Origin of the sequence: Flavobacterium sp. 5, from assembly GCF_002813295.1 — a bacterium.
Lineage (GTDB): Bacteria > Bacteroidota > Bacteroidia > Flavobacteriales > Flavobacteriaceae > Flavobacterium.
In genome coordinates this window covers 1,530,027-1,556,149 of record NZ_PHUE01000001.1, presented here as the reverse complement: position 1 = coordinate 1,556,149, position 26,123 = coordinate 1,530,027, and the positions used below count along the sequence as shown (strand labels likewise).

Annotated in this window: 18 protein-coding genes and 1 tRNA gene; 14 read left to right on the top strand and 5 right to left on the bottom strand. The window is 33.3% G+C overall.

Annotated elements, in window-relative coordinates:
• Nucleotides 1-141 precede the first annotated feature (141 nt).
• Entirely contained in the window at nt 142-1,479 is a 1,338-nt protein-coding gene (locus CLU82_RS06430) for a PQQ-binding-like beta-propeller repeat protein (RefSeq protein ID WP_100842308.1), read from the top strand.
• Nucleotides 1,480-1,565: 86 nt separating this feature from the next.
• Here the strand turns inward: CLU82_RS06430 and polA are convergent, their stop codons facing one another.
• Entirely contained in the window at nt 1,566-4,406 is a 2,841-nt protein-coding gene (polA, locus tag CLU82_RS06425; RefSeq protein WP_100842307.1) for a DNA polymerase I, read from the bottom strand.
• Nucleotides 4,407-5,105: 699 nt separating this feature from the next.
• Between polA and CLU82_RS06415 the strand changes: the two genes are divergently transcribed.
• From CLU82_RS06415 to CLU82_RS06390, 6 genes are all read left to right on the top strand, one after another.
• Nucleotides 5,106-5,291: a hypothetical protein gene (locus CLU82_RS06415; RefSeq protein ID WP_100842305.1), complete on the top strand. Its 186-nt coding sequence runs from the start codon at nt 5,106-5,108 to the stop codon at nt 5,289-5,291.
• 200 nt (nt 5,292-5,491) lie between these two features.
• Nucleotides 5,492-6,166, top strand: coding sequence for a response regulator transcription factor (locus CLU82_RS06410; protein WP_100842304.1), 675 nt, complete (start codon nt 5,492-5,494; stop codon nt 6,164-6,166).
• 73 nt (nt 6,167-6,239) lie between these two features.
• Nucleotides 6,240-7,574, top strand: coding sequence for a cell wall metabolism sensor histidine kinase WalK (locus tag CLU82_RS06405; RefSeq protein ID WP_232735225.1), 1,335 nt, complete (start codon nt 6,240-6,242; stop codon nt 7,572-7,574).
• A gap of 103 nt (nt 7,575-7,677) precedes the next feature.
• Entirely contained in the window at nt 7,678-7,857 is a 180-nt protein-coding gene (locus CLU82_RS06400; RefSeq protein ID WP_100842303.1) for a hypothetical protein, read from the top strand.
• Nucleotides 7,858-8,030: 173 nt separating this feature from the next.
• Nucleotides 8,031-9,266, top strand: coding sequence for a metallophosphoesterase (locus tag CLU82_RS06395; RefSeq protein ID WP_100842302.1), 1,236 nt, complete (start codon nt 8,031-8,033; stop codon nt 9,264-9,266).
• 72 nt (nt 9,267-9,338) lie between these two features.
• On the top strand, nt 9,339-9,635 hold the full coding sequence (locus CLU82_RS06390) for a co-chaperone YbbN (protein ID WP_100842301.1): 297 nt from the start codon (nt 9,339-9,341) through the stop codon (nt 9,633-9,635).
• A gap of 19 nt (nt 9,636-9,654) precedes the next feature.
• On the opposite strand, the gene CLU82_RS06385 is transcribed toward CLU82_RS06390, so the two are convergent.
• A complete protein-coding gene (locus tag CLU82_RS06385; RefSeq protein WP_100842300.1) occupies nt 9,655-10,293 on the bottom strand; it encodes a polysaccharide deacetylase family protein in 639 nt (212 codons plus the stop codon).
• Nucleotides 10,294-10,464: 171 nt separating this feature from the next.
• Nucleotides 10,465-13,740 (bottom strand): DUF2723 domain-containing protein, encoded by a 3,276-nt coding sequence (locus CLU82_RS06380; RefSeq protein WP_100842299.1) that lies wholly within the window; start codon nt 13,738-13,740, stop codon nt 10,465-10,467.
• 256 nt (nt 13,741-13,996) lie between these two features.
• On the opposite strand from CLU82_RS06380, the gene CLU82_RS06375 reads away from it, so the two are divergent.
• Nucleotides 13,997-14,067 (top strand) — tRNA-Gln (locus CLU82_RS06375).
• A gap of 103 nt (nt 14,068-14,170) precedes the next feature.
• On the opposite strand, the gene CLU82_RS06370 is transcribed toward CLU82_RS06375, so the two are convergent.
• On the bottom strand, nt 14,171-14,998 hold the full coding sequence (locus CLU82_RS06370; RefSeq protein WP_100842298.1) for a universal stress protein: 828 nt from the start codon (nt 14,996-14,998) through the stop codon (nt 14,171-14,173).
• 170 nt (nt 14,999-15,168) lie between these two features.
• Here CLU82_RS06370 and rimP point away from each other — a divergent pair, with 170 nt between their 5' ends.
• The 4 genes from rimP (at nt 15,169) to CLU82_RS06350 (ending at nt 20,973) form a co-directional block, all read left to right on the top strand.
• Complete coding sequence (gene rimP / locus CLU82_RS06365; RefSeq protein ID WP_100842297.1) at nt 15,169-15,633, top strand: ribosome assembly cofactor RimP; 465 nt, start codon at nt 15,169-15,171, stop codon at nt 15,631-15,633.
• A 13-nt stretch (nt 15,634-15,646) separates the two neighbouring features.
• Nucleotides 15,647-16,900 carry a transcription termination factor NusA gene (nusA, locus tag CLU82_RS06360; protein WP_100842296.1) on the top strand — a complete coding sequence of 418 codons (1,254 nt, stop codon included), beginning with the start codon at nt 15,647-15,649 and terminating at the stop codon, nt 16,898-16,900.
• A 90-nt stretch (nt 16,901-16,990) separates the two neighbouring features.
• Nucleotides 16,991-19,903: a translation initiation factor IF-2 gene (gene infB / locus CLU82_RS06355; protein ID WP_100842295.1), complete on the top strand. Its 2,913-nt coding sequence runs from the start codon at nt 16,991-16,993 to the stop codon at nt 19,901-19,903.
• Between the two features lie 311 nt (nt 19,904-20,214).
• Nucleotides 20,215-20,973 (top strand): 5'-methylthioadenosine/adenosylhomocysteine nucleosidase, encoded by a 759-nt coding sequence (locus CLU82_RS06350; RefSeq protein ID WP_157813331.1) that lies wholly within the window; start codon nt 20,215-20,217, stop codon nt 20,971-20,973.
• Between the two features lie 34 nt (nt 20,974-21,007).
• Here the strand turns inward: CLU82_RS06350 and CLU82_RS06345 are convergent, their stop codons facing one another.
• Nucleotides 21,008-21,397 (bottom strand): SPOR domain-containing protein, encoded by a 390-nt coding sequence (locus CLU82_RS06345; RefSeq protein ID WP_100842293.1) that lies wholly within the window; start codon nt 21,395-21,397, stop codon nt 21,008-21,010.
• Between the two features lie 219 nt (nt 21,398-21,616).
• On the opposite strand from CLU82_RS06345, the gene CLU82_RS06340 reads away from it, so the two are divergent.
• Together CLU82_RS06340 and CLU82_RS06335 are read left to right on the top strand one after the other, a co-directional pair.
• Nucleotides 21,617-22,948: a c-type cytochrome gene (locus CLU82_RS06340; protein WP_100842292.1), complete on the top strand. Its 1,332-nt coding sequence runs from the start codon at nt 21,617-21,619 to the stop codon at nt 22,946-22,948.
• An 89-nt stretch (nt 22,949-23,037) separates the two neighbouring features.
• Nucleotides 23,038-26,100, top strand: a complete 3,063-nt coding sequence (locus CLU82_RS06335) for a TAT-variant-translocated molybdopterin oxidoreductase (protein WP_100842291.1) — start codon at nt 23,038-23,040, stop codon at nt 26,098-26,100.
• Nucleotides 26,101-26,123: the final 23 nt, after the last annotated feature.

The window sequence follows — 26,123 nt, the reverse complement described above, 5'->3', positions numbered from 1 at the left end:
AATTCAAATATTACTTTTTTAGATTCATTGATTTTTGTTTTATTAAAAATTTGTTTAGGAGTTAATTATGTTCAGCAGATGTTTTATAGGTTTATTTTAGAACTATGAAATGTGAATGTTGGAATTTAAAAATAGCATTATATGAATAGATGGTACTTAGTATGTGTATTACTGGTTTTTTTAGTAGTTAATAATTCAGATGTTTTTGGTCAGCAAGACAAAACAATGGCAATTAGTCCATTTCAGAACCATGTTTTTAAAGGTGGAAAATATAATCCTTTAGGCAATCTTAAATGGGCTTTTAAAACCAAAGGAAAGATTTTTTCATCTCCTATTGTTGATCGTGGAATTGTTTATATAGGTAGCGAAGATGGTTATCTTTATGCTATTGAGGAAAAGACTGGAAAACTGCATTGGAAATTCCAAACGGGCGGAGCTGTACATAGTTCTCCAGCAATTTTCAAAAACATGGTTTACATAGGTAGTTTTGATGGATATTATTATGCTATTGATACCAAAACAGGTAATTTGAAATGGAAGTTTAAAACGGGTGGTGAGCAATGGTCTGGTGAAAAAAGTTTTTTAGGCATGAAACCTGTTGACATGTATATGGAAGATTTATGGGATTTCTTTTTGTCAACTCCAGTCATAAATTCTGAGGGCAAAGAACCTAGAATATTTTTTGGAAGCAGTGATGGAAATGTATATGCTCTCAATGCTAATACAGGAGAACTGAGATGGAAATTTAAAACAAATGGTTCAATTCACTGCAGCCCTGTTCTTAATAAAAAGACTTTGTATATTGGGAGTTGGGATGCTAATTTGTATGCGATAGATATAGAAACCGGAAAAGAACGTTGGAAGTTTGAAACTGGAACACAAACTGGTTTTAAAGGAATTGAATCAAGTGTAGCGGTTGCCGATGGTATGGTTTATTTTGGAGCTCGTGATCCTTTTTTATTTGCTGTTAATGCCGAAACAGGGAAACTGTTCTGGAAATATGATGCCGCTTATTCATGGATTTTAAGTTCGGCGGTTGTGGTTGATGGTGTGGTATATGTTGGCACTTCTGATACTTTTTTGCTGTTGGGATTGGATGCCAAAAGTGGAAAGGAAGTGTTTAAGTTTAAGGCAAACGGTTATATATATTCCTCTCCAGCTATAATGGGCGAAACAGCTTATTTTGGAGATTTCACTGGTGACTTTTTTGCTGTACATATTAAAGATTCAAATAAAGAATCAAGTGTTTTTAGTACTGAAGGTAGAAAGGAATTTGCCCCAGACATTCTCAATAACAATCTAATTGACTTTTCGTATGCTGCTAAGGGAGCTGATCTTTCCATGTATGATGTTAATAAAACGATTATGGATCAATTTTATAAATTAGGTTCTATTGTTTCTTCCCCTTTTATAGCTAATAATACTGTTTATTTTGGAAGCGCTGATGGTAATTGTTATGCTATTGAATTGAAAGAATAAAAAAATAGTAAGTCAAATTGATTGTAAAAATAAAATCCACCAAGAGCATTAGCTTCTGGTGGATTTTTTATTTTGTAAAAGAAAGATTAATGAGCTTCTAACCAGTTTTTACCTAAACCAATTTCAACATCTAGCGGAACTTCCAGTTTGACTGCATTTTCCATTTCTTGTTTAATCATTGGTTGGATTTTTTCTAATTCAGAATTGTGTACATCAAACACAAGCTCATCATGTACTTGTAGTAACATCTTAGATTTCCAGTTTTCGGAAGTTAGTTTTTTGTGAATATTAATCATTGCAATTTTAATAATATCTGCAGCACTTCCTTGAATTGGTGCGTTGACAGCATTACGTTCTGCACCACCACGAACGATTGCATTGGCGGAATTAATATCTTTTAAATAGCGTCTTCTGCTTAAAATAGTTTGTACATAACCATTCTCTCTGGCAAAATCAACTTGATTAGACATGTATGATTTTAGTTTTGGATAAGTTGCATAATACGCATCAATCAATTCGGCGCTTTCTTTTCGCGAAAGCGATGTTTGATTACTTAATCCAAAAGCTGAAACTCCGTAGATGATTCCAAAGTTCACCGTTTTGGCATTGCTACGCTGTTCTTTGGTTACTTCTTCCAATGGAACATTGAATACTTTGGCAGCAGTACTTCTATGAATATCTTCGTTATTTTGGAAAGCTTTAATCATATTTTCTTCACCAGACAAAGCTGCGATGATACGTAATTCTATCTGAGAATAATCCGCAGAAACTAAGGTGTAATTTTCATCGCGAGGAATAAAAGCTTTTCGGATTAATCGTCCTCTTTCGGTTCTTACAGGTATATTTTGCAAGTTAGGATTATTAGAGCTCAAACGCCCTGTTGCTGCTACCGTTTGCATATAGTCCGTATGTACGCGTCCTGTTTTTTTATCAACCTGATTTGGTAAAGCATCAATATAAGTACTTTGTAATTTTACCATTTGGCGCCATTCCAAAATGTCTTTTACAATTTGATTGTCATTGGCTAAATAGGATAAAACTTCTTCACCAGTTGCGTATTGACCAGTTTTGGTTTTCTTTTGTTTGGCTCCGCCAATTTTTAATTTGTCAAATAAAATATCACCCAATTGTTTTGGTGAAGCAAGGTTAAATTTCTCACCAGCAGTTTCATATATTTTTTGTTCTAATGCATTACTTTCGAGAGCCATTTCGACCGACATCGATTGTAAAAAAGGAACATCCAGATTGATTCCCTCTAGTTCCATTGCTGCCAAAACAGGAATTAACGGAATCTCGATTTCGTCAAATAATTTTTTAGTTTCAGCTTTATCCAGAATCGGACTGAAATTTTGTTTCAATTGGTACGTAATATCAGCATCTTCGGCAGCGTATTCTTTGATGTCTTCTAAAGCTACATCGCGCATCGATTTTTGATTCTTTCCTTTTTTACCTATTAAATCTTCAATAGATTTTGGAGAATATTTCAAATACGTTTCCGATAAAACATCCATATTATGACGCATATCAGGATTGATCAAATAATGTGCAATCATTGTGTCAAATAACTTTCCTTTTATTTGAACACCATAATTGGATAATATTTTTAAATCATACTTGACGTTTTGACCAATTTTTTCGATGGCTTCATTTTCGAAAAACGGTTTGAATTTATTTGCTAAAACTTGAGCTTCATCTTGGTTTTCTGGGAAAGGAACATAAAATGCTTTTCCTTTTTCGAAAGAAAATGACATTCCAACCAATTCGGCATTCAAAGCATCAATTCCTGTAGTTTCGGTATCAAAACAAACTGAAGTTTGATTCATTAAATTTTGCAACAGCAATTTTATAGCAAAATCTCCTTGAATACTTTGGTAAAAATGTTCTGTATTTTCTAATGTAGCATAAAATGAATGAGGTGTTGCTTCGCCACTTTCTTCATCAGAAAAACCAAATAAATCGAATTGTTCGTCATTTGTTTTTTTAGCTGGTGCTTTTTTGGTCGATGTTGCTTCTGAAGAGTTGTTGTCTTCGACAACAGCAACGGTTGGATTGTATAGTTTGTCAAACTGCGCTTTCATCTGACGGAATTCTAATTCCTGAAACAAAGCGTCTGTTTTTTCGACATCTGGTTTAGATAATTCGTAATCGGCTTCGTTGAATTGTACGGGACAATCTAAAAGGATTGTGGCTAGTTTTTTGGATAATAAACCCAATTCGGCATTGGCTTCGATTTTGTCTTTTATGGCTCCTTTTAGTTCATGGGTATTGGCCAAAAGATTTTCCATAGAACCGTATTGAGCTAAGAATTTCTTAGCTGTTTTTTCTCCAACACCTGGTAATCCTGGAATATTATCGGCAGCGTCGCCCATCATTCCTAGGAAATCTATCACTTGTTCCGGGCGTTCGATTTCGAATTTAGCTAATACTTCTGGGATTCCCCATATTTCGATGTCGTTCCCCATTCTTGCTGGTTTGTACATGAAAATATTTTCTGAAACCAATTGTGCAAAATCCTTATCTGGCGTTACCATAAAAACTTGGTAATTCTCTTTTTCGGCTTGTTTGGCAATGGTTCCAATTAAATCATCGGCTTCGAAACCAGCAACTTCAATAATTGGAATGTGCATGGCACGCAATAATTCCTGTATATAAGGAACTGCAATTTTGATGGCTTCGGGAGTTTCGTCACGATGTGCTTTGTATTCTTGATACATTTCGTAGCGATATGTACTTCCACCTTTGTCAAAAGCTACTGCCAAATGATCGGGTTTGTCTCTTTTTATAACATCCATAAGGGCATTCATAAATCCCATAATGGCCGAAGTATCCATTCCTTTAGAATTGATTCTTGGGTTTTTTATAAAAGCAAAATATCCACGAAATATTAGGGCGTAAGCATCGAGCAGGTAAAGGCGTTTTTGTGACATAGAAATAAATTTTGAGGTGTAAAAATAAACAATTGCGTTTGAAAAACGAATGTGTTTGTTTAATATAAGTTGAAGGTTATAATTAATGAGTTACCAATTTTCTGTAAAAACCTCAAATTTGGCGTCTCGAACCCCATCGTTGGCGTTCGGAACCCCATCAATGGCGTTTCAGACCCCAACTTTGGCGTTATACAACGCCAAAGTTGGCGTTCTAGACGTGAAATTTGGCGTCTGGGACGTAAAACTTGGCGTTCCTGACGCCAAATTTGGGGTTGTATGACGCCATCCGTGGGGTTCCGAACGCCAACGATGGGGTTCGAGACGTCAAATTTGGGGTTCCGAACGCCATGAATGGGGTTATTTGGAGGTAATAGTAGTATTTCAACGGAGACCTAACAGGTTTTTGAAACCTGTTAGGTCTAATCTAGATATTGTAAATGATTACAAAAATGCCTTATGTTTCTCTTTAGCCCTGATCGTAGTGGAAATCATTTTTGTTTTTCTTTAAAAACAAAAATATTGTAGCGGAGAGCAGGTGCCATATAACCTGAAAAAGCCTAATTTTTCTGCTCCTAAATACGTAATGAGTTAAGGGAAAGTTAAACTTTTTGAGAGGGCTGTATCTTCATTTATTCTTCATTTTCAGGTTATACATTTGATCTATAAATAAACAATTATTAATTCAAAATTTTAGAAATCATGAAAAAAGTATTGATGTTAATCGCAGTATTATTTGGAACAAGTGTTATGGTAAGCGCTAGTACGCCAGCAAACAAAACGGCTACTACGAAAGAAGTGAAAATGACGAAACACCCTAAACACAAAAAAGCTAAAACGGAGAAAAAATCAGCTATGCCTGAAGCAACTGCGCCCAAAGCTAAATAGTAATTAGTGTTTTGGTTGTACAGGGAGATGTTTGCCAAACAATTGGTTTGATGGTTTTTTGAAAGCCAGTGAAGAAATTTGCTGGCTTTTGTGTTTTCGGATACGTTAAAGATTTAATAATCTAATGGGTTTGCTTTTTTATTAGTTGTTATTTTTTAGTATCTTTTTAAATTATTATCGGTTATATAAAAGCGTGTAAAATGAAGATTCTTATTGTTGAGGATAATCCCGAATTGGGCATCGAATTGAAGGAGTATCTTTCGGGGAATGGTTATATCTGCAAGATTTCTAAGAATTGTGAAGAGGCATTGGAGGAAATTAATAGCAATGATTATGATGTTATGCTTCTGGATTTGGGTTTGCCCGATGGGAGTGGTTTTGACGTTTTGAAAGAAGTTCGGAAAACCGATTCTAAAATTGCTGTCGTAATTATTACGGCGCAAGGGGAGTTGCAAGATCGAATAAATGGATTGCAACTAGGGGCTGATGATTACCTGACTAAGCCTTTTGCCTTGACCGAATTGGGTGCACGTTTGTTTGCTATTATTAGAAGAATGCATGGGTTTACAGTCAATCAACTCGATATTCATGGGTTTAGTTTACAATTGCAGGATTATAAAGTGCGCTATAATGAAGCGCCAATTAATTTGACCAAAAAGGAATTTGATATTTTTCAGTATTTAGTTCTGAATAAAAATCGGGTAATAACGCGTTTGCAACTTACGGAACATATTTGGGGAGATATTCTGGAAGTGAATTCGGACTCTAATTTTATAGATGTGCATGTTCGAAATCTGAGGAAGAAATTGGATAAACATGCCGAAATTAATTGGTTTGAAACGGTTCGAAATGTTGGGTATAGAATCAATGTTTAGATTCTAGAAACATTTTTAGAATAATAAAGATTAGATGGTTAAATTTTTTTAAGCAAACACTAAACATTTAGACATGAAATTCAAACATCAGCTGGCTATTTTTAATGCATTAACTCGTTTGTTTTTGATTCTGATTTTATGGCTAATGCTTCCTGTTTTGGTCGAAAAAGTAGTTTACAATCATATCAATAAAAGTTTATTAGAGAAAAAGCAGAAATTCATTCAGCACTTAGATAAAGAGGAAATAAATGATTTCATTGTTAGGAACGATACCTCCGAGACCTATGCTAGTTTCTCGACATTGCACAGTGAGTTTTTAGTGCTTTCGAGGGTTTCTGTTAATAGCAAAGCAGATGCCACTTTCTTTATTAATGAGCCACGAATAATTGAAGGAGAAAGCAATGATTACAGGATTCTTCAATATTATTTTAAGTATGAAAACACAAACTACCTTTTGGAAATAGGGAATAGTTTAAGCGAAATAAATGATCTCACCTTTATAATTCGTCTTTTTATTATCATTGTTCTTACGATTATTGTGGTGATTACTTTTCTGGTAGATACTTTTTATATCGAATATTTATTAAAGCCCTTTTATAAAATTATAGATACTAAAATTCGGCATGTCAATGAGCCAGAAGCTTTTGATCATACTCCGATACAATCGCATTCCAGAGATTTTCGGGAACTAGATTTTGTTCTGAATCAGATGATGGACAGAATTAGTGAATCCTTTAAAAAAGAAAAACAGTTTATCGCAAATGTTTCGCATGAATTGTTGACTCCCATTGCACTGCTGAAAAGCAAATTTGAAAATTTACTGCAAAACACCTCTTTAGAAGATTCGGTTGTAGATAAAATTGCGAGTTCCCTGAGTACTTTAGATTTATTAAAAAAGATAATTGGTAATTTATTATTGATTTCAAAAATTGAAAACAATCAATATGAAGCCAATGAAACAATCGTTTTTGATGAAATTATCAGTGATTTGATTATTGATTTACAAGATAGAATTGAAGATAAAGAATTGTCTTTTGATAAAAATATTGAACATCATTTTAGCTTCATTGGAAACAAAACGCTGATGCATATTTTGTTTTATAATCTAATTGTCAATGCTATAAAATACAACAAGCCATTTGGTAAAATTGAAATTAAAGATGGTTTTCTGGAAGGAAGCTATTTTTTGTCCATTTCAGATTCGGGTATTGGAATGAATGAGAAACAACAAGCAAATATTTTTAAACGATTTGCCAGAGTCAATTTGGATCAAGAGGGGCAAGGGCTTGGCCTTGCAATTGTTGAAAGTATTGCTCAATTTCATCATATTGTGATTGAGATAACATCGGAGATTAATGTAGGGACTACTTTTGTTTTATTGTTTTCGAAAGACCAAAAACCTAATTAAAAGTTAATTTTTTTTGGAAGGGTAAAACTTCATCTAATCTTCATTTACCATCAATAAATTTGGTCTATTAATAAATGAATTATTAATCTAAAAATTTAAAATCATGAAAAAATTATTGATGGTATTGGCAATTGCTCTTGGAACAACAGTTATGGTAAACGCACAAACTACACCAACTCAAACTACTCCAGCTAAAGAGACTAAAGCAACTAAAAAAGAACACAAAAAAGCAGCTAAAAAAGAAGAGCCTGCAAAAACTGAAACAGCAGCAGTAAAAAAATAATAAATTCTTTGTTTTGGAATTATTTGGATTTATTCCAAAACGATTATATTATTGGTTTTAATAGAGGAAAAGGGGAGATAAAGAGATTTACTCCCTTTTTTTGCGTTAAAATTATTATAATATAAATCGTTACATTTTCATAAGTTGTTTCTTTGTGTAAAATTGTCTAAATAATGATATTACGTTTATTACTTTTCGGTGTGGTTCTTTTTCTTATTGAACTTTATGCATTTCAAGCTGTTAAAACAGTATTAAAGTTGAAATGGATTTTGATTTCATATCAAGTAATTAGTCTTTTACTTTTCGTTTTTATTGTTTATTCTTTCACTCAATTTGATCGTTCGGTAGGACAGACTAAGCAAACCATGTTCACTATGGGGTTGTTACTTTTGGTATATGTTCCAAAAATTGTAGTGACTATTATTTTATTAGGAGAAGATGTCTTTAGGCTAGCAGCTGGGGCAGTTTGTTACTTTATTGACAATAATAGTAAAGAAACTTTTTTGCCTTCCAGACGTAAATTCGTTAGTCAGATTGGTTTAGGACTTGCTGCGGTTCCTTTTATGTCATTGATATATGGAATCTTTGAGGGGAAATATAATTTTAAAGTAATAAAACAAGCAATCTATTTTCCAGATTTGCCAGCAGCTTTTGATGGTTTTACTATTACTCAAATCTCGGATGTTCATAGCGGTAGTTTTGATAATCCCGAAAAAATAAGCCATGCTATTGATTTGGTTAATGAACAAAATTCGGATTTGATTTTATTTACAGGCGATATTGTAAATACTCATGCTAAGGAAATGCATCCATGGATTGAAACGTTTAATAAAATTAAGAAGCATGAATATGGTAAATATTCGGTTCTGGGTAATCATGATTATGGCGAATACGTCACTTGGCCATCACAATCTGCCAAGGATAAAAATTTTGAAGATATAAAAAAATTATATGGTCAAATAGGATTTTCATTACTATTGAATGAACATACTTTTATTGAAAAAGATGGTGATAGAATTGCTTTAGTAGGAGTAGAGAATTGGGGGCGTAACTTCAAGCAGGCTGGAGATCTGAATAAAGCTTCGCAGCAGTTAGGTAAGGAGGATTTTAAAATCTTAATGAGTCATGATCCAAGCCATTGGGATGAAGTAGTACAACATGATGAAAAGCATTATCAGCTTACACTTTCGGGTCATACTCATGGTATGCAGTTTGGAATAGAAATTCCAGGTTTTTTTAAATGGAGTTTGGCGCAATATGTGTATAAACAATGGGCAGGTTTATATGAAAACCTAGGAAGGTATGTCTATGTAAATAGAGGATTTGGATTCCATGCTTATCCTGGGAGAGTGGGAATTATGCCTGAGATTACAGTAATTCAACTAATAAAGGGTGAAAAATTAGCATAATTGGTTTAAAATGCTAAATTTGTAATCTAATATCTCTTTTTGAAACTAATAAAAATTTAATATTTTGGTTTTATGTCAAAATTTGGAGAACTTATAAATACACAAGTTCCAGTGTTAATAGACTTTTACACAGATTGGAACGAACCATCGCTATCGATGCATCCAGTTATAAAAGATGTAGCGGCAGCCCTTGGGGATAAAGTAAAAGTTATCATGATCGATGTGGATAAGAATCAAGAATTAGCCGATGCTCTACGTATCAAAGGCTTACCTACCTTGATGATTTATAAGGAAGGTATGATGATCTGGAGACAATCTGGTGAGCTTGATGCTAATACCTTAATAGGAATTGTACAAGAACAAATATAATTTCACTTATTTTTGTTCTTTACTGTATTGTATCAAATGTAAAGCCTCTTTCTTTTAATATTTTTAATGATTGAGGGAGTACATATTCTAGGTTCTTGAATCCTTTTACACTGTCATGAAAAATGATTATACTTCCCGAAACTACATTTTGAAGTACATTTTCCAGACATTTTTCAGGTGTTATGGTTTGGTCAAAATCAGCACTGAGAACATCCCACATAATTACTCTATAGCCTAACTGTTTCAATCTTTTAGATTGTGATGTTTTTATTTTGCCATAAGGCGGACGGAAGAGCTTGTTATTTGCGGAGTTTATTTTATTAATTTCAGTTTGACATTGAAATATGTTTTTTAAGTAATCTTCTGTATTTGTTTTCCATCCATTATAATGATTGAAAGTGTGATTTCCTATTGCATGTCCTTCATCGATTACCTTTTTGAATAGATCCGGATTACTTTCTATGTTTTTTCCAATACAAAAAAATGTTGCTTTTGCTTGGTATTTTTTTAATTCTTCCAAAACCCAATTTGTTACATCAGGAGTAGGTCCATCATCAAAAGTTATATAAACTTTATTCGCTGTATTTGGAATGTCCCATACATAATTGGAGAATATTTTTTTTATAAATGTATTTGTTTTAACCCAATAGAGTTTCATACTTAGATGCTATTTTTTTATTAGAATATATTGTTTGCTAAGCTTTTATTCAATTTAAGGCAACGCTCGTTTTATTATTCAATACTACAATTAATTTCAATTTTAAGCAAAAAAAATGTAGCGCCTTCTAGTGACACTACATTTATAATTGTTTTTGATTATTTCAAATGCTTATTCTTTTTTGCGTCCAAATCGAGCAAATATCTCAATATATGTATTGAAAGTTTTTTTGCTGGAATTGTAATATTCAATATCGTTACTTTCTTGCATTACAGTTAATAAGCTTCTATATCTTTCAAGATCGGTAATGATTTCAATGCTTACATCAGATTGTTCAGATGGAATTAATTTAGCATAGTAATTAAGGTTCTCTTTATATTTACCCATTAATTTTTCTAGTAAATCATGAGCTTTTGCTTTTTCGCCAACGTCATAATATCCTTTTGCAAATGGTTCAACTAATGAGTAATATCCAAATTTGTCCAAAGGCATTTTTGTCATTGCCAATTCAATGATTTTTTTTGCTTTGTCTATCTTTCCTTCAGCGGTGAGTTGTTTCATCAATCGCGCTAAATTCATTCTGTAAGTAAGACTTTCTCTGCGGGTTTCTGGATCGTGATATATTTTATCACTATCACTATTTCCCCAGTCCCACTTCATTACTTTTGCGTACATGTTTTCTGTGTCAATTCGCCCCATATCCATTTGACCTGAATCTTCTGGCAATGCTGTTTTTATTGGGACTAATTTATATACCATACCTTCCAATTGAAGGTAATCTTTCATCCACAAGTAATCTTCAGCATCAAACGCTCCTCCACTAAAATAAACAGGCCTTTTCCAGTTGTTGTTATTGATAAGGTCTAACATCATCAGCCTGTTTTTGTATATGGCACTTCCTTTTATATCAATGTCAATATAAGAAACAATAGAATCATTTAATTTTGGATCAACGATCTTGTTTTTAATAATATTGGCTTTGTCTATAGGGATTCTGATTTTATTAGTTGGATAAAAATGTATCGTTTGCCCGTTTTGCATTTCTACGGTTGATCTTGGATCTTTTATGAATGTTATAAAAGCTTTTAAGTCCCAACGGCTTTCTGTTTTAGGTATATGTGCTACATAATCTAGCTTGTCACCCACATACTCATCATGAGTAAATGAAATAGGCAAGGCATTAGATTGGTATGCTTTTCTCTTCATTTGATCAATATACCAATCTGTCATAAATAAACTGGTGTTGACAATTTTAATATCGGTACGAATTCCTTCAATTTCTTGGGCGTACCAAAGAGGGAAGGTGTCATTATCTCCAATAGTAAATAAAATTGCATTTGTATCACAAGACTCTAAATAAGCTTTTGCCATTGCAGTTGCAGTGTATTTACCAGAACGGTCGTGATCATCCCAGTTTTGATAAGCCATTAATACTGGGGCAGCCAATAAAGAAGCTCCTATGAAAATGGGTCCTGCAATTTTTGGAGAAAGATATTTTTGGAAACTTTCATATAATGAATATACACCAAAACCAATCCAGATTGCAAATACATAAAATGAGCCTACTAAAGCGTAGTCTCTTTCACGAGGTTCAAAAGGTCTTTCGTTTAGGTAGATTTTCAACGCGATTCCCATAAAAAGGAAAAGAGCAAATAGTACATAAAAGCTTTTTCTGTCTTTGCTGGCATGATACATAATTCCAATCAAACCAAGTATGAATGGTAAGAAGAAATAAACGTTTCTACCTTTATTGTTTAAAACATCGTTAGGTAAATTATCTTGAGAAATTATGTGTGTATTATCTACGAATGGAATTCCACTTATCCAGTTTCCGTCAAGATAGTCATATCTTCCTTGTTCATCATTTTGTCTTCCAACAAAATTCCACATTAAATACCTCCAATACATATAGCCAAACTGGTATTCAAACATAAAGCTGAAATTGTCTGCAGTAGTTGGTTTATCAATGATTAAATAATCTTTGTAATGTTGTAGGAAAGCAACATAACCATCGTTGTCAATTTGTTTTTGAGCATAGGCTTGTCTAAACTCAGAAACAGTTTTTTCAGTTTCATTTTTTAATTGTGCAGTCGCTTTGTTGTAATCTTCCTCGCTTAATTTATTTGGATCTAATCCATATTTTGTTAAATCTTCATCATAATCGTGATTAGGATCTATACGAAATACTGGTGGATGTGTGAAGTTTATATAGTTTTCAATATGCTCGGTACTCCACATTCTCGGCAAAATTGTTTTTTGAGAGTCATCAGAATTTTGTTCAGCATTCTTATAATTATTTACAATTACATATTTGCCCGTTTTGTAGTCTCTCTCGTAATTGGGAGCTTTGTCTAAATAAGGAGTTGTTGGATCTAGTCCTACAAAGCTTTCCGTGTATTGAGGGCCGTAAAACAAAGGATTTACTCCATATTGCTCTCTATTGTAGTAAGCCAAGACCTCTGCTGCATCTGATGGTCTGTTTTCGTTGATTACGGTATCAGAATTAGCACGAATAGGTAACATTAACCAAGTTGAGAATCCTATAAGAATAAAAAGGATGCATAGAATTAAGGTGTTGTAATGCACTAATCCTTTTTTACGAGTGAAATTCAATCCAAAATAAAAGAAAGCAATAAGAAGCAGTGTTACAAATATGGTTCCTGAATTAAAAGGTAGTCCCATTGAATTAACCATAAAAACTTCGGTTTTACCAAAGAATGCCATGGTTAGGGGTAATAATAATTTGAATATAAAAAGCAAAACAGAAACAACTACAATGTTTGCGATTATGAAATTTTTAACGGTTACTACTTTGTAGTTTTTGAAGAAATATAAAAAACCAATAGCAGGAATAGTTAGGAGAGCCATGAAGTGAACCCCAAAAGACAATCCAACAACAAGTGAAATTATTAATAACCATTTATGACCTTTAGGTGTATCCATGTCTTGTTCCCAGCGCAGACCTAACCATAAAAGTAATGAAATAAGTAAGCTTGCCATGGCATAAACTTCAGCTTCTACTGCATTAAACCAAAAACTGTCAGAGAAAGTATAAGCTAGTGAACCTACTAAAGAACTTCCGAGTATTACAATGGCATTATCTTTGTTGATTTCGGTATATTGACTTATAACTTTTTTTAAAATCATAGTCGAAGACCAAAACATAAATAATATAGTAAACGCACTTGAAAAAACCGAAGTCATGTTTACCATCAAAGCAATGTGTTCTTTATCTAGAGCAAACATTGCAAAGAAAGCACCAATCATTTGAAATAAAGGAGCTCCAGGTGGATGTCCAACCTCCAGTTTTGCAGCAGTAGCTATATATTCCCCACAATCCCAAAAACTCATGGTGGGTTCAACAGTAAGTGTATAGGTTATTAATGCGATTGAAAATGCAAACCAACCTGTAATGGTATTCCATTTGTTGAAATTGAATGATGTCATATACTATATTTCTTCTGTTTTTTTATGTGTTTTAAAAAGTGATACAAAGAAAATGTTTTTTTCTTTAAAGTTTAGTTGCATTATTATAAATTTATGGAAAATAATCAAATTCAGGAAAGCTTTGTTTTTCAATGATTTAATAAGATTTTGATTTTTAAAATTTAATTAATTGAAATTTTTTTGAAGAAAAAGCTAAAAAAAGTTTGCACAACTAGGAATTTGTTTTAAATTTGCACTCGCTTAGCAGCACAGGTACTGGTCTATGGTGTAATGGTAACACAACTGTTTTTGGTGCAGTCTTTCAAGGTTCGAGTCCTTGTAGACCAACGGAAAAAGCCTCTCAAATGAGAGGCTTTTTTTATGGTATAAATTAAGCTATTTGTATTAAGAAAAAAAGCCTTTCGATTTTGAAAGGCTTTTTTGTTTTTGTTTATACTCTAAATGTTAAAACTGGTTTTGAAGAATGATTTACTAAATCCTCAGAGATGCTACCTGTGAAAAAATGACTCAGTGCAGTTCTTCCGTGAGTGCAAAAAGCAATTACATCTCCATTAGTTTCGTTCGAATAATTTAAAATTCCTTTTTCGATGTTGCTCTCGTTGTATGTTTCAAAAGAGTACTCAGGCATGTCAAAATCAGCGACGAATTCTGTTACGATCTTGCGAGCTGCCGAGGTGCTTTTAAAGCTATTGGGAGTGCAGATCATTACTAAGTTTAATTTAGAGCCAAATAGTTTGGTGAATTCTAATACCTTTTTAAAAGGTTTTTTGATTTCTTTAGAAAAGTCAGAAGCAAAAACAATATTTGATGCATTGAAGTTTTCTGTTTTATTTTTAATGACTAAAACAGGTGTTTCCGATTGTCTTACTACTTTCTCGGTGTTAGATCCAACTAGGATTTCATTGATGCCAGTGGCTCCATGAGATCCCATGACAATTAAATCGATGTCATTGTTTTGTTTGGTGTAATTGATGATTCCGTTATAAGCGCCATCAAGTCTGACAACTTCGGTGATTTTTATTCCTGTTAGATAAGGACGGTTTTTTATGTTTTTCAGCGTTTCATCAGCTTTGCGTTTAAATAGCATGATTTCTGGTATGCTTGTTTCTCCAGAGATGGCATCATTCATGTGTGTAGGTAATTCCAACATGTGAATTAAGATGATTTCGCTGCCGTTTTTTTTTGCAATTTGTGCGCCAACTTCAATAGCTTCATCAGCATATTTTGAAAAATCAGTTGGGATAAGAATTTTTTTCATGATAGTTTGGGTTTGTTTTAAGTAAAACTGTTTTTAATATATAACTTAAAGATATAATTTTTTTTAATAGTAATCAATTTTTTTGATTTATAAAAAAACACTATATTTGCACCGTTATTTAGTAAAGTTTAAATAATGAGGGGACTAATGTCCCCTCTTTTTATAAAGATATGACATTTAAAGAGAAAGTAAAGCAAGTAGTAGATGAAGCTCTTCAGGAAAAGCCATCTATTTTTTTAATTGACTTGACGATAACGGATAGTTTTAAAGTAATTGTTGGTATTGATGGAGATAATGGAGTGGTTTTACAAGACTGTATTGATGTAAGTCGTGCTGTTGAGGGGAACTTAGATAGAGAAGAACAAGATTTCTCATTAGAGGTTGCTTCGGTAGGGGTTGGTTCTCCGTTAAAATTAGTTAGACAGTATAAGAAAAACATTGGTAGAACTTTAATTGTTAAAACCAATAATGAAAATATTGAGGCAGAATTAGTTGAAGCTAATGATCTTTTTATAATTTTGTCTTGGAAAGCTAGAGAAGCCAAAAAAGTGGGTAAGGGAAAAGAGACAGTTCAAAAAGAATTACAGATTCCTTACACAGATATTAAAGAAGCAGTTGTTACAGTAACATTTTAATTAAAGAGTTCGCATGGAAAATTTAGCATTAATCGATTCATTTTCAGAGTTTAAAGACGATAAACTTATTGATCGTGTAACGCTTATGGCAATTTTGGAGGATGTATTTAGAAATGCATTGAAGAAAAAATTTGGATCAGATGATAATTTTGATATTATTATCAATCCGGATAAAGGTGATATGGAGATTTGGCAAAGAAGAGTTATTGTAGCTGATGATGATTTAGATTTGGATCATCTTGAAATTACTTTGTCAGAAGCGCGTCAAATTGAACCTGATTTTGAAATTGGCGAAGAAGTTTCTCAAGAAGTAAAATTGAAAGATTTAGGAAGAAGAGCGATTCTAGCTTTAAGACAAAATTTAATTTCAAAAATACACGAACACGATAATACCAATCTTTATAAACAATTTAAAGATATTATTGGTGATATCTATACTGCAGAAGTGCATCATGTGCGTCCAAGAGTTGTAATTTTGGTAGATGATGATGGTAATGAAATTGTTTTGCCAAAAGAAAAACAAATTCCTTCTGATTTTTTCCGAAAAGGGGATAATGTTAGAGGTATAATCGAAAGTGTTGAATTAAAAGGGAATAAACCTCAAATTATTATGTCTAGAACTTCTGATAAGTTCTTGGAAAAATTGTTTGAACAAGAAATTCCTGAAGTTTTTGACGGTTTGATTATGGTTAAAAATGTTGTAAGGATTCCAGGTGAAAAAGCCAAAGTAGCTGTAGATTCTTATGATGACCGTATAGATCCAGTAGGAGCTTGTGTGGGTATGAAAGGGTCTAGAATTCATGGAATTGTTCGTGAATTAGGAAATGAAAATATTGACGTAATAAATTATACTAGTAATATTCAGTTATATATTACTAGAGCATTAAGTCCTGCTAAAGTTTCTTCAATTAAAATTAATGAAGAAACCAAAAGAGCTGAAGTGTTTTTGAAATTAGAAGAAGTTTCTAAAGCAATCGGTAGGGGAGGTCATAATATACGTTTAGCGGGTCAATTGACAGGTTATGAGTTGGATGTAATTCGTGAAGGAGATGTTGCAGGTACAACGGCTGATGATGATGATGTTGAATTAACTGAGTTTTCAGACGAAATTGAAGAATGGGTTATTGAAGAATTTGCAAAAATTGGTTTAGATACTGCAAAAAGTATTTTGAAACAAGATGTAGAAGACTTGGTTAGAAGAACAGATCTAGAGGAGGAAACAATTTTAGATGTAATGAGAATATTAAGTGAAGAGTTTGATAGTTAACAGGCTGTTAATTTCTCATATAAAATAAATTTCTATTTTTATTGTATGATAAAAGTGGAACAACGAATAAGGTAAAAATAAAAAGATTTTATGTCTGAAGAGAGAATTATTAGAATAAACAAGGTTTTAAGGGAATTAAATATTTCGTTAGAAAGAGCTGTGGATTATCTAAAAGATAAAGGAGTTGCTATTGAGTCAAATCCAAACACAAAAATTTCTGAACAAGAATTTAATATCCTACAAAGTCAGTTTGCAGGCGACAAGGGGAATAAAGAAGCTTCTAAGGAGGTTAGTGAAGAGAAAAGGAAAGAAAAAGAAGCTTTACGTATAGAACGAGAAAAAGAAGTCGAAGACAAACGCAAAATAGAAGAGGATCGTTTAAAGCAGCAAGAAATTATTAAAGCTAAAGCTGTTTTATCAGGACCTGTTCAAGTTGGTAAAATTGATCTTAATCCGAAAAAGCCTGCTCCAGCTCCTGTTGTTGCTGAAAAAGTAATTGCTCCTACAGAGGTGGTTTCAAATGAAGTACCTGTTTCTAAAGAAGATGTAAAAAAAGATGCTGTTGAAGTAGTTGAAAAAACTGAATTGGCAGCTGAAAAAATTATAAAAGAGACTCCTGTTTCTCCAGTAAATGAGGTTAAAGACAAAACTAAATTTAAGGAAACTAAAAATGTCGAAAAACCGCAACCACAAGTTGTAGTTGATAAAAAAGTTGAAGATTCAACTCCTGAAACTCCGGTTGAGGAATCAATTACTACGCAATATCAAAAATTATCGGGAGCGACTTTAACTGGTCAAGTGATTGATTTATCTCAATTCAATAAGCCTAAAAAGAAAAAAGAAGATCCGAAAATTACGCCTAATAAGCCTGGCGCTCCTGGAGCAGTTGGTGCTAATAATGCGAATAAAAATAAGCGTAAAAGAATTGCTCCTAAGCCTGGAGCTCCTAGGCCTCCTGCGACGCCTGGTGTTCCTGGGGCGCCAAATCCAAATAAAATTACTCCAAATACTGGAGGAGGTGGTTTTAACGCTAATAGAAGTGCAAGACCTGGATTTGTAAAAGGAAATAGACCTGCAATTGTAGCTAAGGTTGAGCCAACAGAGGAAGAGGTTAAAAATCAAATACGTGAGACTTTAGAGAAACTACAAGGTAAAGGTGGTAAATCAAAAGCGGCGAAATATAGAAGAGATAAAAGAGATACGCACCGTCAAAAATCTGATGATGAGCAAAGAGCTTTGGACGAAGGAAGTAAAACAATTAAAGTTACTGAATTTGTTACTGTAGGCGAAATTGCAATAATGATGGATGTGCCAATTACAAAAGTGATTGGAACATGTATGTCTCTTGGGATTATGGTTACCATGAACCAACGTCTTGATGCTGAAACATTGACAATTGTTGCTGATGAATTTGGTTATGAGGTTGAGTTTATTACTGTTGATATCGAAGAAGCTATTGAGGTAGTTGTAGATAAAGAAGAAGATTTAGTTACTAGAGCGCCAATCGTTACAGTAATGGGACACGTCGATCACGGTAAAACATCTTTACTGGATTATATTCGTAAAGAAAATGTTATTGCTGGAGAGTCTGGTGGAATTACACAACATATTGGAGCTTACGGAGTAACATTAGATAATGGTCAAAAAATAGCTTTCCTTGATACTCCTGGTCACGAGGCGTTTACCGCAATGCGTGCTCGTGGAGCTCAAGTTACAGATATTGCTATTATTGTTGTTGCTGCGGATGATGATATCATGCCACAAACTAAAGAGGCGATTTCTCACGCACAAGCTGCTGGGGTGCCAATTATATTTGCAATCAACAAAATTGATAAGCCAAATGCTAACGTTGAGAAAATTAAAGAACGTTTAGCTGGTATGAACCTTTTAGTAGAAGATTGGGGTGGAAAAATTCAATCTCATGATATCTCTGCAAAAGTGGGTACTGGTGTAAAAGATTTGTTAGAAAAAGTATTATTAGAAGCTGAAATTTTAGATTTGAAAGCAAATCCAAATAAAGCTGCTCAGGGTACAGTAGTAGAAGCTTTCTTGGATAAAGGAAAAGGATATGTTTCTACAATATTAGTACAACATGGTACTCTTAAAATTGGAGATTATATGTTGGCTGGAAAACATCATGGTAAAATTAAAGCGATGCATGATGAAAGAGGGAATATTGTTACTATTGCTGGTCCTTCAACTCCAGTTTCAGTTTTAGGTCTTGATGGTGCGCCTACTGCGGGTGATAAGTTCAATATTTTTGAAGACGAAAAAGAAGCAAAACAAATTGCTGCTAAACGTTCTCAATTAATGCGTGAACAATCAGTTCGTACACAACGACACATTACATTAGATGAAATTGGACGTAGAATTGCATTAGGCCAATTTAAAGAATTGAACATTATCCTTAAAGGTGATGTGGATGGTTCTGTTGAAGCCTTATCTGATTCGTTCTCTAAATTGTCAACTGAAGAAATTCAAATTAATATTATCCATAAAGGAGTTGGAGCTATTACAGAATCTGACGTTATGTTGGCTTCTGCTTCAGATGCAATTATTATCGGATTTAATGTTCGTCCTGCAGGTAATGCTAGACAATTGGCCGATAAAGAAGAAATTGATATCCGTTACTACTCTATCATCTACGCAGCTATCGATGACTTGAAAGATGCAATGGAAGGAATGTTAGCGCCAGAAATGAAAGAAGAAGTACTTGGTACTGCTGAAATCAGAGAGATATTTAAAATTTCTAAAGTTGGTTCTATCGCTGGTTGTATGGTTATGGATGGTAAAATTGCCAAAAATGCCAAAATCAGAATTATTAGAGATGGTGTAGTTGTATTTACTGGAGAGCTTCTTGCATTGAAACGTTTCAAAGATGATGTTAAAGAGGTTGCTAAAGGATACGATTGTGGTATTCAAATAAAAGGTTACAACGACATCGAAGAAAGAGATGTAATTGAAGCTTACCATGAAGTAGCTATCAAAAAGAAATTGAAATAAGAATCAATTTATATAATTTTAAAATCCCAATTCGTTGGGATTTTTTTTGTTTATAATATTTTAGATATCTTCTTGTTTTTTTGTAATGTAGTAATAAATTAGATTGTATACTTCGGAAGTAGAAGCATTTGTTTTTTAGATAGTTGGTCTCGGCTATTTGTTATAATTTTTTTGTTTCGTTAAAAAAAAGACAAGACAAAAGGATTTCTGTTGTCTGTCGTTACTTAAAATAAATATGTTATTTTTTGCTATTGTTTTATAATTAGAAGCAAATTCAGATTACCTGTTTAATAGTTTAAATGATTTTAATAATGAATGTAAAACGTATTGGAATTCTGGGTGCAATGCCCGAAGAGATCAGTGGAATTGTTTCCTTGCTTAAAGATAAACAAGAAGTAATTAAAGGAATGCGAAAGTATTATACTGGTATAATAAATGATGTTGAAGTTGTTGTGGTTTTTTCTCGTTGGGGGAAAGTTGCTTCCGCCACTACGGTAACTCATTTAATTATTGAGTTTGGAATAACGGAGTTAATATTTACAGGTGTTGCAGGAGCAATTAATAAAGATTTGAATATTGGTGATATTGTTATCGCAGATAGTTTAGTGCAACATGATTTGGATGCTCGTCCTATAATGGATCGCTTTGAAATACCACTTTTAGGAAAAACAGAACTCTTTCCGCCTAAAAAAAATCTGAATAGAATTATTGATAGAGTAGCTGAGTTGGTTAAGAATGAGGGTTTAATTAATTTACTTTCGTTAAAACAGCAAGAATCATTTTTATTGATAAATCAAAAAGTTGTAGTTGGACAAATAGCTAGTGGTGATAAATTTTTCTCTAGTGACCTGGATAAAGAAAATCTTTTAGCTATTCTTCCAGATGTTTTATGTGTTGAAATGGAAGGAGCTGCAGTAGCTCAAGTCTGTTTTGAATATGATGTTTCTTATGTGATTATTCGTATTATTTCTGATGTTGCAAATGAAAATGCTGTAGTAAATTTTAATGAATTTGTCTCACAAGTTGCTTCGAAATTCGGTGTTGAAATTATTCTTAACCTTATTGGATAATTATAGGTTTTGTTTTTTATTGATGTTTAAAATTTTATTTGCTAGGCTTTATTAAAAAAACATTTTTATATCTTTTTTTTATGTCAACTAGGTTGCGTTCTGCTTCCATTCTGGTTCTGAAATTCCCAACCCACACTTTGTAATTTGGGGTGTTGAAAATTATAGTTCCGTCCAGATCTTTAAATTCTTGTTTAAATTCTGATAAAGTTTTTTTAGCAGTTTCGCTTACTCCATTGAAGATTTGAATTTTGTAACGATCACTATATGATAAATTTGGATTAGATTTTCTCTTTTCTGTCAGTAATTGCTCGAATTTTGGGTCCACATTTACAGTCAAATTTGAATTTTGAGCATGTGTTTTTGGAGCTAAAGCTAAAAATAAAAGAAGTATTAATGTAGTGTGTGTTGGTCTTAAAAATCTCATAATCTGATTATTTATTTTACAAAAGTAACATTTTAACAGGAAATTGAAATTACATTTCTTATTTAGATTTGATATAAATTATAATTAAGATTATTTTAAGGTTTTGAGAATAGTTCTTAAGTCGTATTTTTGTCGAAGTTTTTAAATAAGGTTCGTTTTATTTTCTATTTTTTTAGTTAATAAGCGAACAATTTTTTAGTAGATAATCAATATTAGTATATGAAAAAGGTGGGTAACCATAATTCGAATTCAAGGAAATTATTTTTAAGCTTAGCATTAATGTTGAGTATTTCCGTAGCTTCATTTGCTCAGGATGCAGCTCCGGCAGCTGCAGCTATTACAGCAGCTCCAGCGGCGAGTTCTGGAGGTGATGCAGCAAAAGGTAAAGAACTTTTTAATACCAATTGTGCGGCATGTCACAAACTTGATGCGAAATCAACTGGTCCTGCGTTGAGAGGTATTTCTGAAAAACATGAAATGGCATGGATTTATAAGTGGGTACATAATAGTGCTGATTTAATTAAATCTGGTGATGCTGTAGCTGTTAAGCTTTTTGAAGATAATAATAAAGTTAATATGACTCCTTTTCCTCAGTTATCTACCGGGGATATTGATAATATCATTGCTTATACTTCTGAGCCAAAGGCTGAAGTTGCTGCTCCAGCTGGTGCTGCTGCGGTTCCAGGAACAGCGGTTAATCAAGAAAGTGGTGTTTCTAATAATGTTATTTTAGGTGCTTTGGCATTAGTAATGGCAATACTTATCGTAATGTTAGTATTGGTTAATAAAGTGTTAAGAAAAGTTGCTGCTGCAAATGGTATTGAAGTTGTTGCTAAAGAGCCAACGATGCCAATTTGGAAAGCATTTGTAAAGAACCAATTCTTAGTTTTAGTTTCAGCTATATTTTTATTGCTTGCTGGTGCTTATTTAGTATATGGTTTCTTAATGCAGGTTGGGGTGGATCAAAATTATGAGCCTATTCAACCAATACATTATTCTCATAGAATTCACGCTGGTGATAATGAAATCAATTGTAAATATTGTCACTCTGCATCTCGTGTAAGTAAAACTGCTGGAATTCCATCTCTAAATGTTTGTATGAACTGTCATAAAAGCATTAGTGAAGTTGCTGAAACTACTGCAACTCCTGAGTACAGCAAAGCTTTCTATGATGAGCAAATTCAAAAATTATATAAAGCTGTCGGTTGGGATGCTACAAAGCAATCTTATACTGGGAAAACTGAACCTGTAAAATGGGTTCGTATCCATAACTTGCCTGATTTTGTTTATTTTAATCACTCTCAACACGTTACTACTGCGGGTATTGAATGTCAAACTTGTCACGGTCCTGTTCAGGAATTTGAAATAATGAAACAATTCTCTCCTTTAACAATGGGATGGTGTATTAATTGCCACAGAAAGACCGATGTTAAAATGGAAGGTAATGAGTATTACAAAAAAATACACGAAGAACTTTCTAAAAAATACGGCGTTGATAAGCTTACAGCTGCTCAAATGGGTGGTTTAGAGTGTGGTAAATGTCACTATTAAGAATTTAATGCTATACCGCGATAAAAAGTGGTTGATAATTAAAGGATAGAACAAAAAAGAAATTATTAAGATTAATATTTATATATAATATGTCATCAAACAAAAAATACTGGAAAAGTGTTGAAGAACTAGACGTAAATAGTTCTATTGTTGAGGCGCTTAGAAATAACGAATTTGTTGAAGAGATTCCTACGGATGAGTTTTTAGGAAATGAAGCGGCTTTGTCTTCTTCTTCAACTACACGTCGTGACTTTTTAAAGTACGTTGGTTTTAGTACAGCTGCAGCTTCTCTTGCTGCGTGCGAGGGTCCTGTGCATTATGCGATTCCTTATGTGTCGCAACCAGAACAAATCATTCCTGGAGTAGCAGATTATTATGCAACTTCGGTTTTTGATGGTTTTGATTTTGCGAACCTTTTGGTTAAAACACGTGAAGGGCGTCCAATTAAAATAGATAATAATACTATTGCTGGAGCAAAATTTTCAGCTAATGCTAGAATTCACGGTTCTATATTGTCTTTATATGACAGTATGCGTTTAAAAGAGCCTAAGCTAGATGCTAAAAATGCTTCTTGGTCAGCTGTTGATTCAAAAATTAAATCTAGTATTGTTGATGCTAAAGCAAAAGGAGGACAAGTTGTATTTTTAACGAATACTTTAGCTAGTCCATCAACTGAAAAGCTTATCGCTGATTTTATTGGTGCTAATCCAAATGCTAAGCATGTTATATATGATGCTGTTTCTTCTTCAGAAGCTTTAGATGCTTTTGAAAGTGTTTACGGAGAAAGAGCTTTAGTTGATTATGATTTCTCAAAAGCTTCAGTGATTGTTTCTGTTGGTGCTGATTTCCTTGGAGACTGGCAAGGTGGAGGATATGATGCTGGGTATGCTAAAGGTAGAATCCCGTCAGGAACTACTGGAAGTAAAAAAATCTCAAAACATATACAGTTAGAGTCTAATATGACTTTATCGGGTGCTGCTGCTGATAAGCGTGTTGCAATGTCAACTGCTAATCAAAAGCAAGCATTAGTTCTTATATATAGTATTATTACTGGTTCATCTGTTGCTAATTCATTAGATGCTGCATTTAAAGCGGATGTTACTAAAGCGGCTCAACAATTAAAAGCTGCTGGTACAAAGGGACTTTTGGTTTCTGGTATTCAAGATAAAAATGCTCAATTATTAGTATTAGCTATTAATCAAGTTTTAGCAAGTGAATCTTTTAGTACTTCTGGTTCTAGACAAATTCGCAAAGGTTCTAATGAAAAAGTAGCTCAATTATTAAAAGACATGAACGCAGGAAGTGTTCATACTTTAATCATGAGTGGAGTTAATCCAGTATATACTTTAGCAGATAGTAAATTATTTGTTGAAGGATTGAAAAAAGTAAAAACTTCAGTTGCATTGTCATTAAAAGAAGATGAGACTGCTTCTTTGACTACAATAGCTGCACCAGTTCCTCATTACTTAGAGGCTTGGGGAGATTTAACTTTAACTAAAGGAACTTATAGTTTGACTCAACCAACTATTCGTCCATTATTTAATACAAAACAATTTCAAGATATTTTATTATCAATAAACGGTATTCCTGGAACATACTATGATTATTTGAAAGCTTTTTCAGCTTCAGTAACTGCAGGTTCTTCTTGGAATCAAGTATTACATGATGGTGTTTATGTTGGAGTAATACCTGCTGCTGCTGGTGGAACTGCTGATTATACTGGTGCTGCAAACGCATTGGCTCAAGCAAAATCTACTGGTTTAGAATTAGTATTGTATACTAAAACTGGTATGGGTGATGGTCAACAAGCTAATAACCCTTGGTTGCAAGAGTTTCCAGATCCATTAACAAGAGTTTCTTGGGATAACTATGTTACTGTTTCTAATGCTGATGCAAAGAAATGGGGACTTACTAATGAAATCGTTGCTAACGGTGGATTGAATGGTAGTTATGTTACCTTGACTGCTAATGGAGTAAAACTTGAAAATATTCCTGTAATTGTTCAACCAGGTCAAGCTGTTGGGACTATTGGAATGGCTTTAGGTTATGGTCGTAAAGCGGCTTTGAAAGAAGAAATGCAAGTAGGTATTAATGCCTATGCTTTATATAGTGGTTTCAATAATGTACAATCTGCTACAATTGTTAAAGCTTCTGGAGAACATGAGTTTGCTTGTGTTCAAGGTCAGAAAACTTTAATGGGTAGAGGTGATATTATCAAAGAAACTACTCTTGAAATTTTTAATTCTAAAGATGCTGAATTGTGGAATGAAAAACCACAGGTTTCTTTAGACCACCAAGAAGTAGAAGCTACTTCAGTAGATTTATGGGGTTCATTTGATCGTTCAACAGGACATCACTTTAATCTTTCTATTGATTTAAATGCTTGTACAGGTTGTGGTGCATGTGTTATTGCATGTCATGCTGAAAACAATGTGCCTGTAGTTGGTAAATCTGAGGTAAGAAGAAGTAGAGATATGCACTGGTTGCGTATTGATAGATATTATTCTTCGGAAAGTACATTTGCTGGTGATGATGAAAGAAAAGATAATATTGCTGGTTTATCTAGTTCATTATCTACATTTAATGAAATGGAAAAAGCTGGTGATAATCCACAAGTTGCATTTCAACCTGTAATGTGTCAACATTGTAATCATGCTCCATGTGAGACTGTTTGTCCTGTTGCTGCAACTTCTCATGGTCGTCAAGGTCAAAATCAAATGGCTTATAACAGATGCGTTGGTACTCGTTACTGTGCTAACAACTGTCCTTATAAAGTACGTCGTTTCAACTGGTTCTTATACAACAAAAACAGTGAATTTGATTATCATATGAATGATGATTTAGGACGTATGGTTTTAAATCCGGATGTTAATGTTCGTTCTCGTGGGGTAATGGAAAAATGTTCTATGTGTATTCAAATGACACAAGCAACAATTTTAAAAGCTAAAAACGAAGGAAGAGTAATTAAAGATGGTGAATTCCAAACTGCTTGTTCAAATGCTTGTTCTACTGGAGCAATGATATTTGGAGATGTAAATGATGAAGAAGCTGTAGTTACTAAACTTGCAGAAGATGAAAGAAGTTATCATTTATTAGAGCATGTTGGTACAAAACCAAATGTTGTATACCACGTTAAAGTTAGAAATACCTAGTACAAAAATTATTAATTAAGAAT

Coding starts and splice junctions, on each gene's coding strand:
- CLU82_RS06335 (WP_100842291.1), top strand. CDS start 23,038: ATGTCATCAAACAAAAAATACTGGAAAAGTGTTGAAGAACTAGACGTA.
- CLU82_RS06340 (WP_100842292.1), top strand. CDS start 21,617: ATGAAAAAGGTGGGTAACCATAATTCGAATTCAAGGAAATTATTTTTA.
- CLU82_RS06380 (WP_100842299.1), bottom strand. CDS start 13,740: ATGACATCATTCAATTTCAACAAATGGAATACCATTACAGGTTGGTTT.
- rimP (WP_100842297.1), top strand. CDS start 15,169: ATGACATTTAAAGAGAAAGTAAAGCAAGTAGTAGATGAAGCTCTTCAG.
- CLU82_RS06385 (WP_100842300.1), bottom strand. CDS start 10,293: ATGAAACTCTATTGGGTTAAAACAAATACATTTATAAAAAAAATATTC.
- CLU82_RS06390 (WP_100842301.1), top strand. CDS start 9,339: ATGTCAAAATTTGGAGAACTTATAAATACACAAGTTCCAGTGTTAATA.
- CLU82_RS06410 (WP_100842304.1), top strand. CDS start 5,492: ATGAAGATTCTTATTGTTGAGGATAATCCCGAATTGGGCATCGAATTG.
- CLU82_RS06395 (WP_100842302.1), top strand. CDS start 8,031: ATGATATTACGTTTATTACTTTTCGGTGTGGTTCTTTTTCTTATTGAA.
- polA (WP_100842307.1), bottom strand. CDS start 4,406: ATGTCACAAAAACGCCTTTACCTGCTCGATGCTTACGCCCTAATATTT.
- CLU82_RS06345 (WP_100842293.1), bottom strand. CDS start 21,397: ATGAGATTTTTAAGACCAACACACACTACATTAATACTTCTTTTATTT.
- CLU82_RS06430 (WP_100842308.1), top strand. CDS start 142: ATGAATAGATGGTACTTAGTATGTGTATTACTGGTTTTTTTAGTAGTT.
- CLU82_RS06415 (WP_100842305.1), top strand. CDS start 5,106: ATGAAAAAAGTATTGATGTTAATCGCAGTATTATTTGGAACAAGTGTT.
- CLU82_RS06370 (WP_100842298.1), bottom strand. CDS start 14,998: ATGAAAAAAATTCTTATCCCAACTGATTTTTCAAAATATGCTGATGAA.
- CLU82_RS06350 (WP_157813331.1), top strand. CDS start 20,215: ATGAATGTAAAACGTATTGGAATTCTGGGTGCAATGCCCGAAGAGATC.
- infB (WP_100842295.1), top strand. CDS start 16,991: ATGTCTGAAGAGAGAATTATTAGAATAAACAAGGTTTTAAGGGAATTA.
- CLU82_RS06405 (WP_232735225.1), top strand. CDS start 6,240: ATGAAATTCAAACATCAGCTGGCTATTTTTAATGCATTAACTCGTTTG.
- nusA (WP_100842296.1), top strand. CDS start 15,647: ATGGAAAATTTAGCATTAATCGATTCATTTTCAGAGTTTAAAGACGAT.
- CLU82_RS06400 (WP_100842303.1), top strand. CDS start 7,678: ATGAAAAAATTATTGATGGTATTGGCAATTGCTCTTGGAACAACAGTT.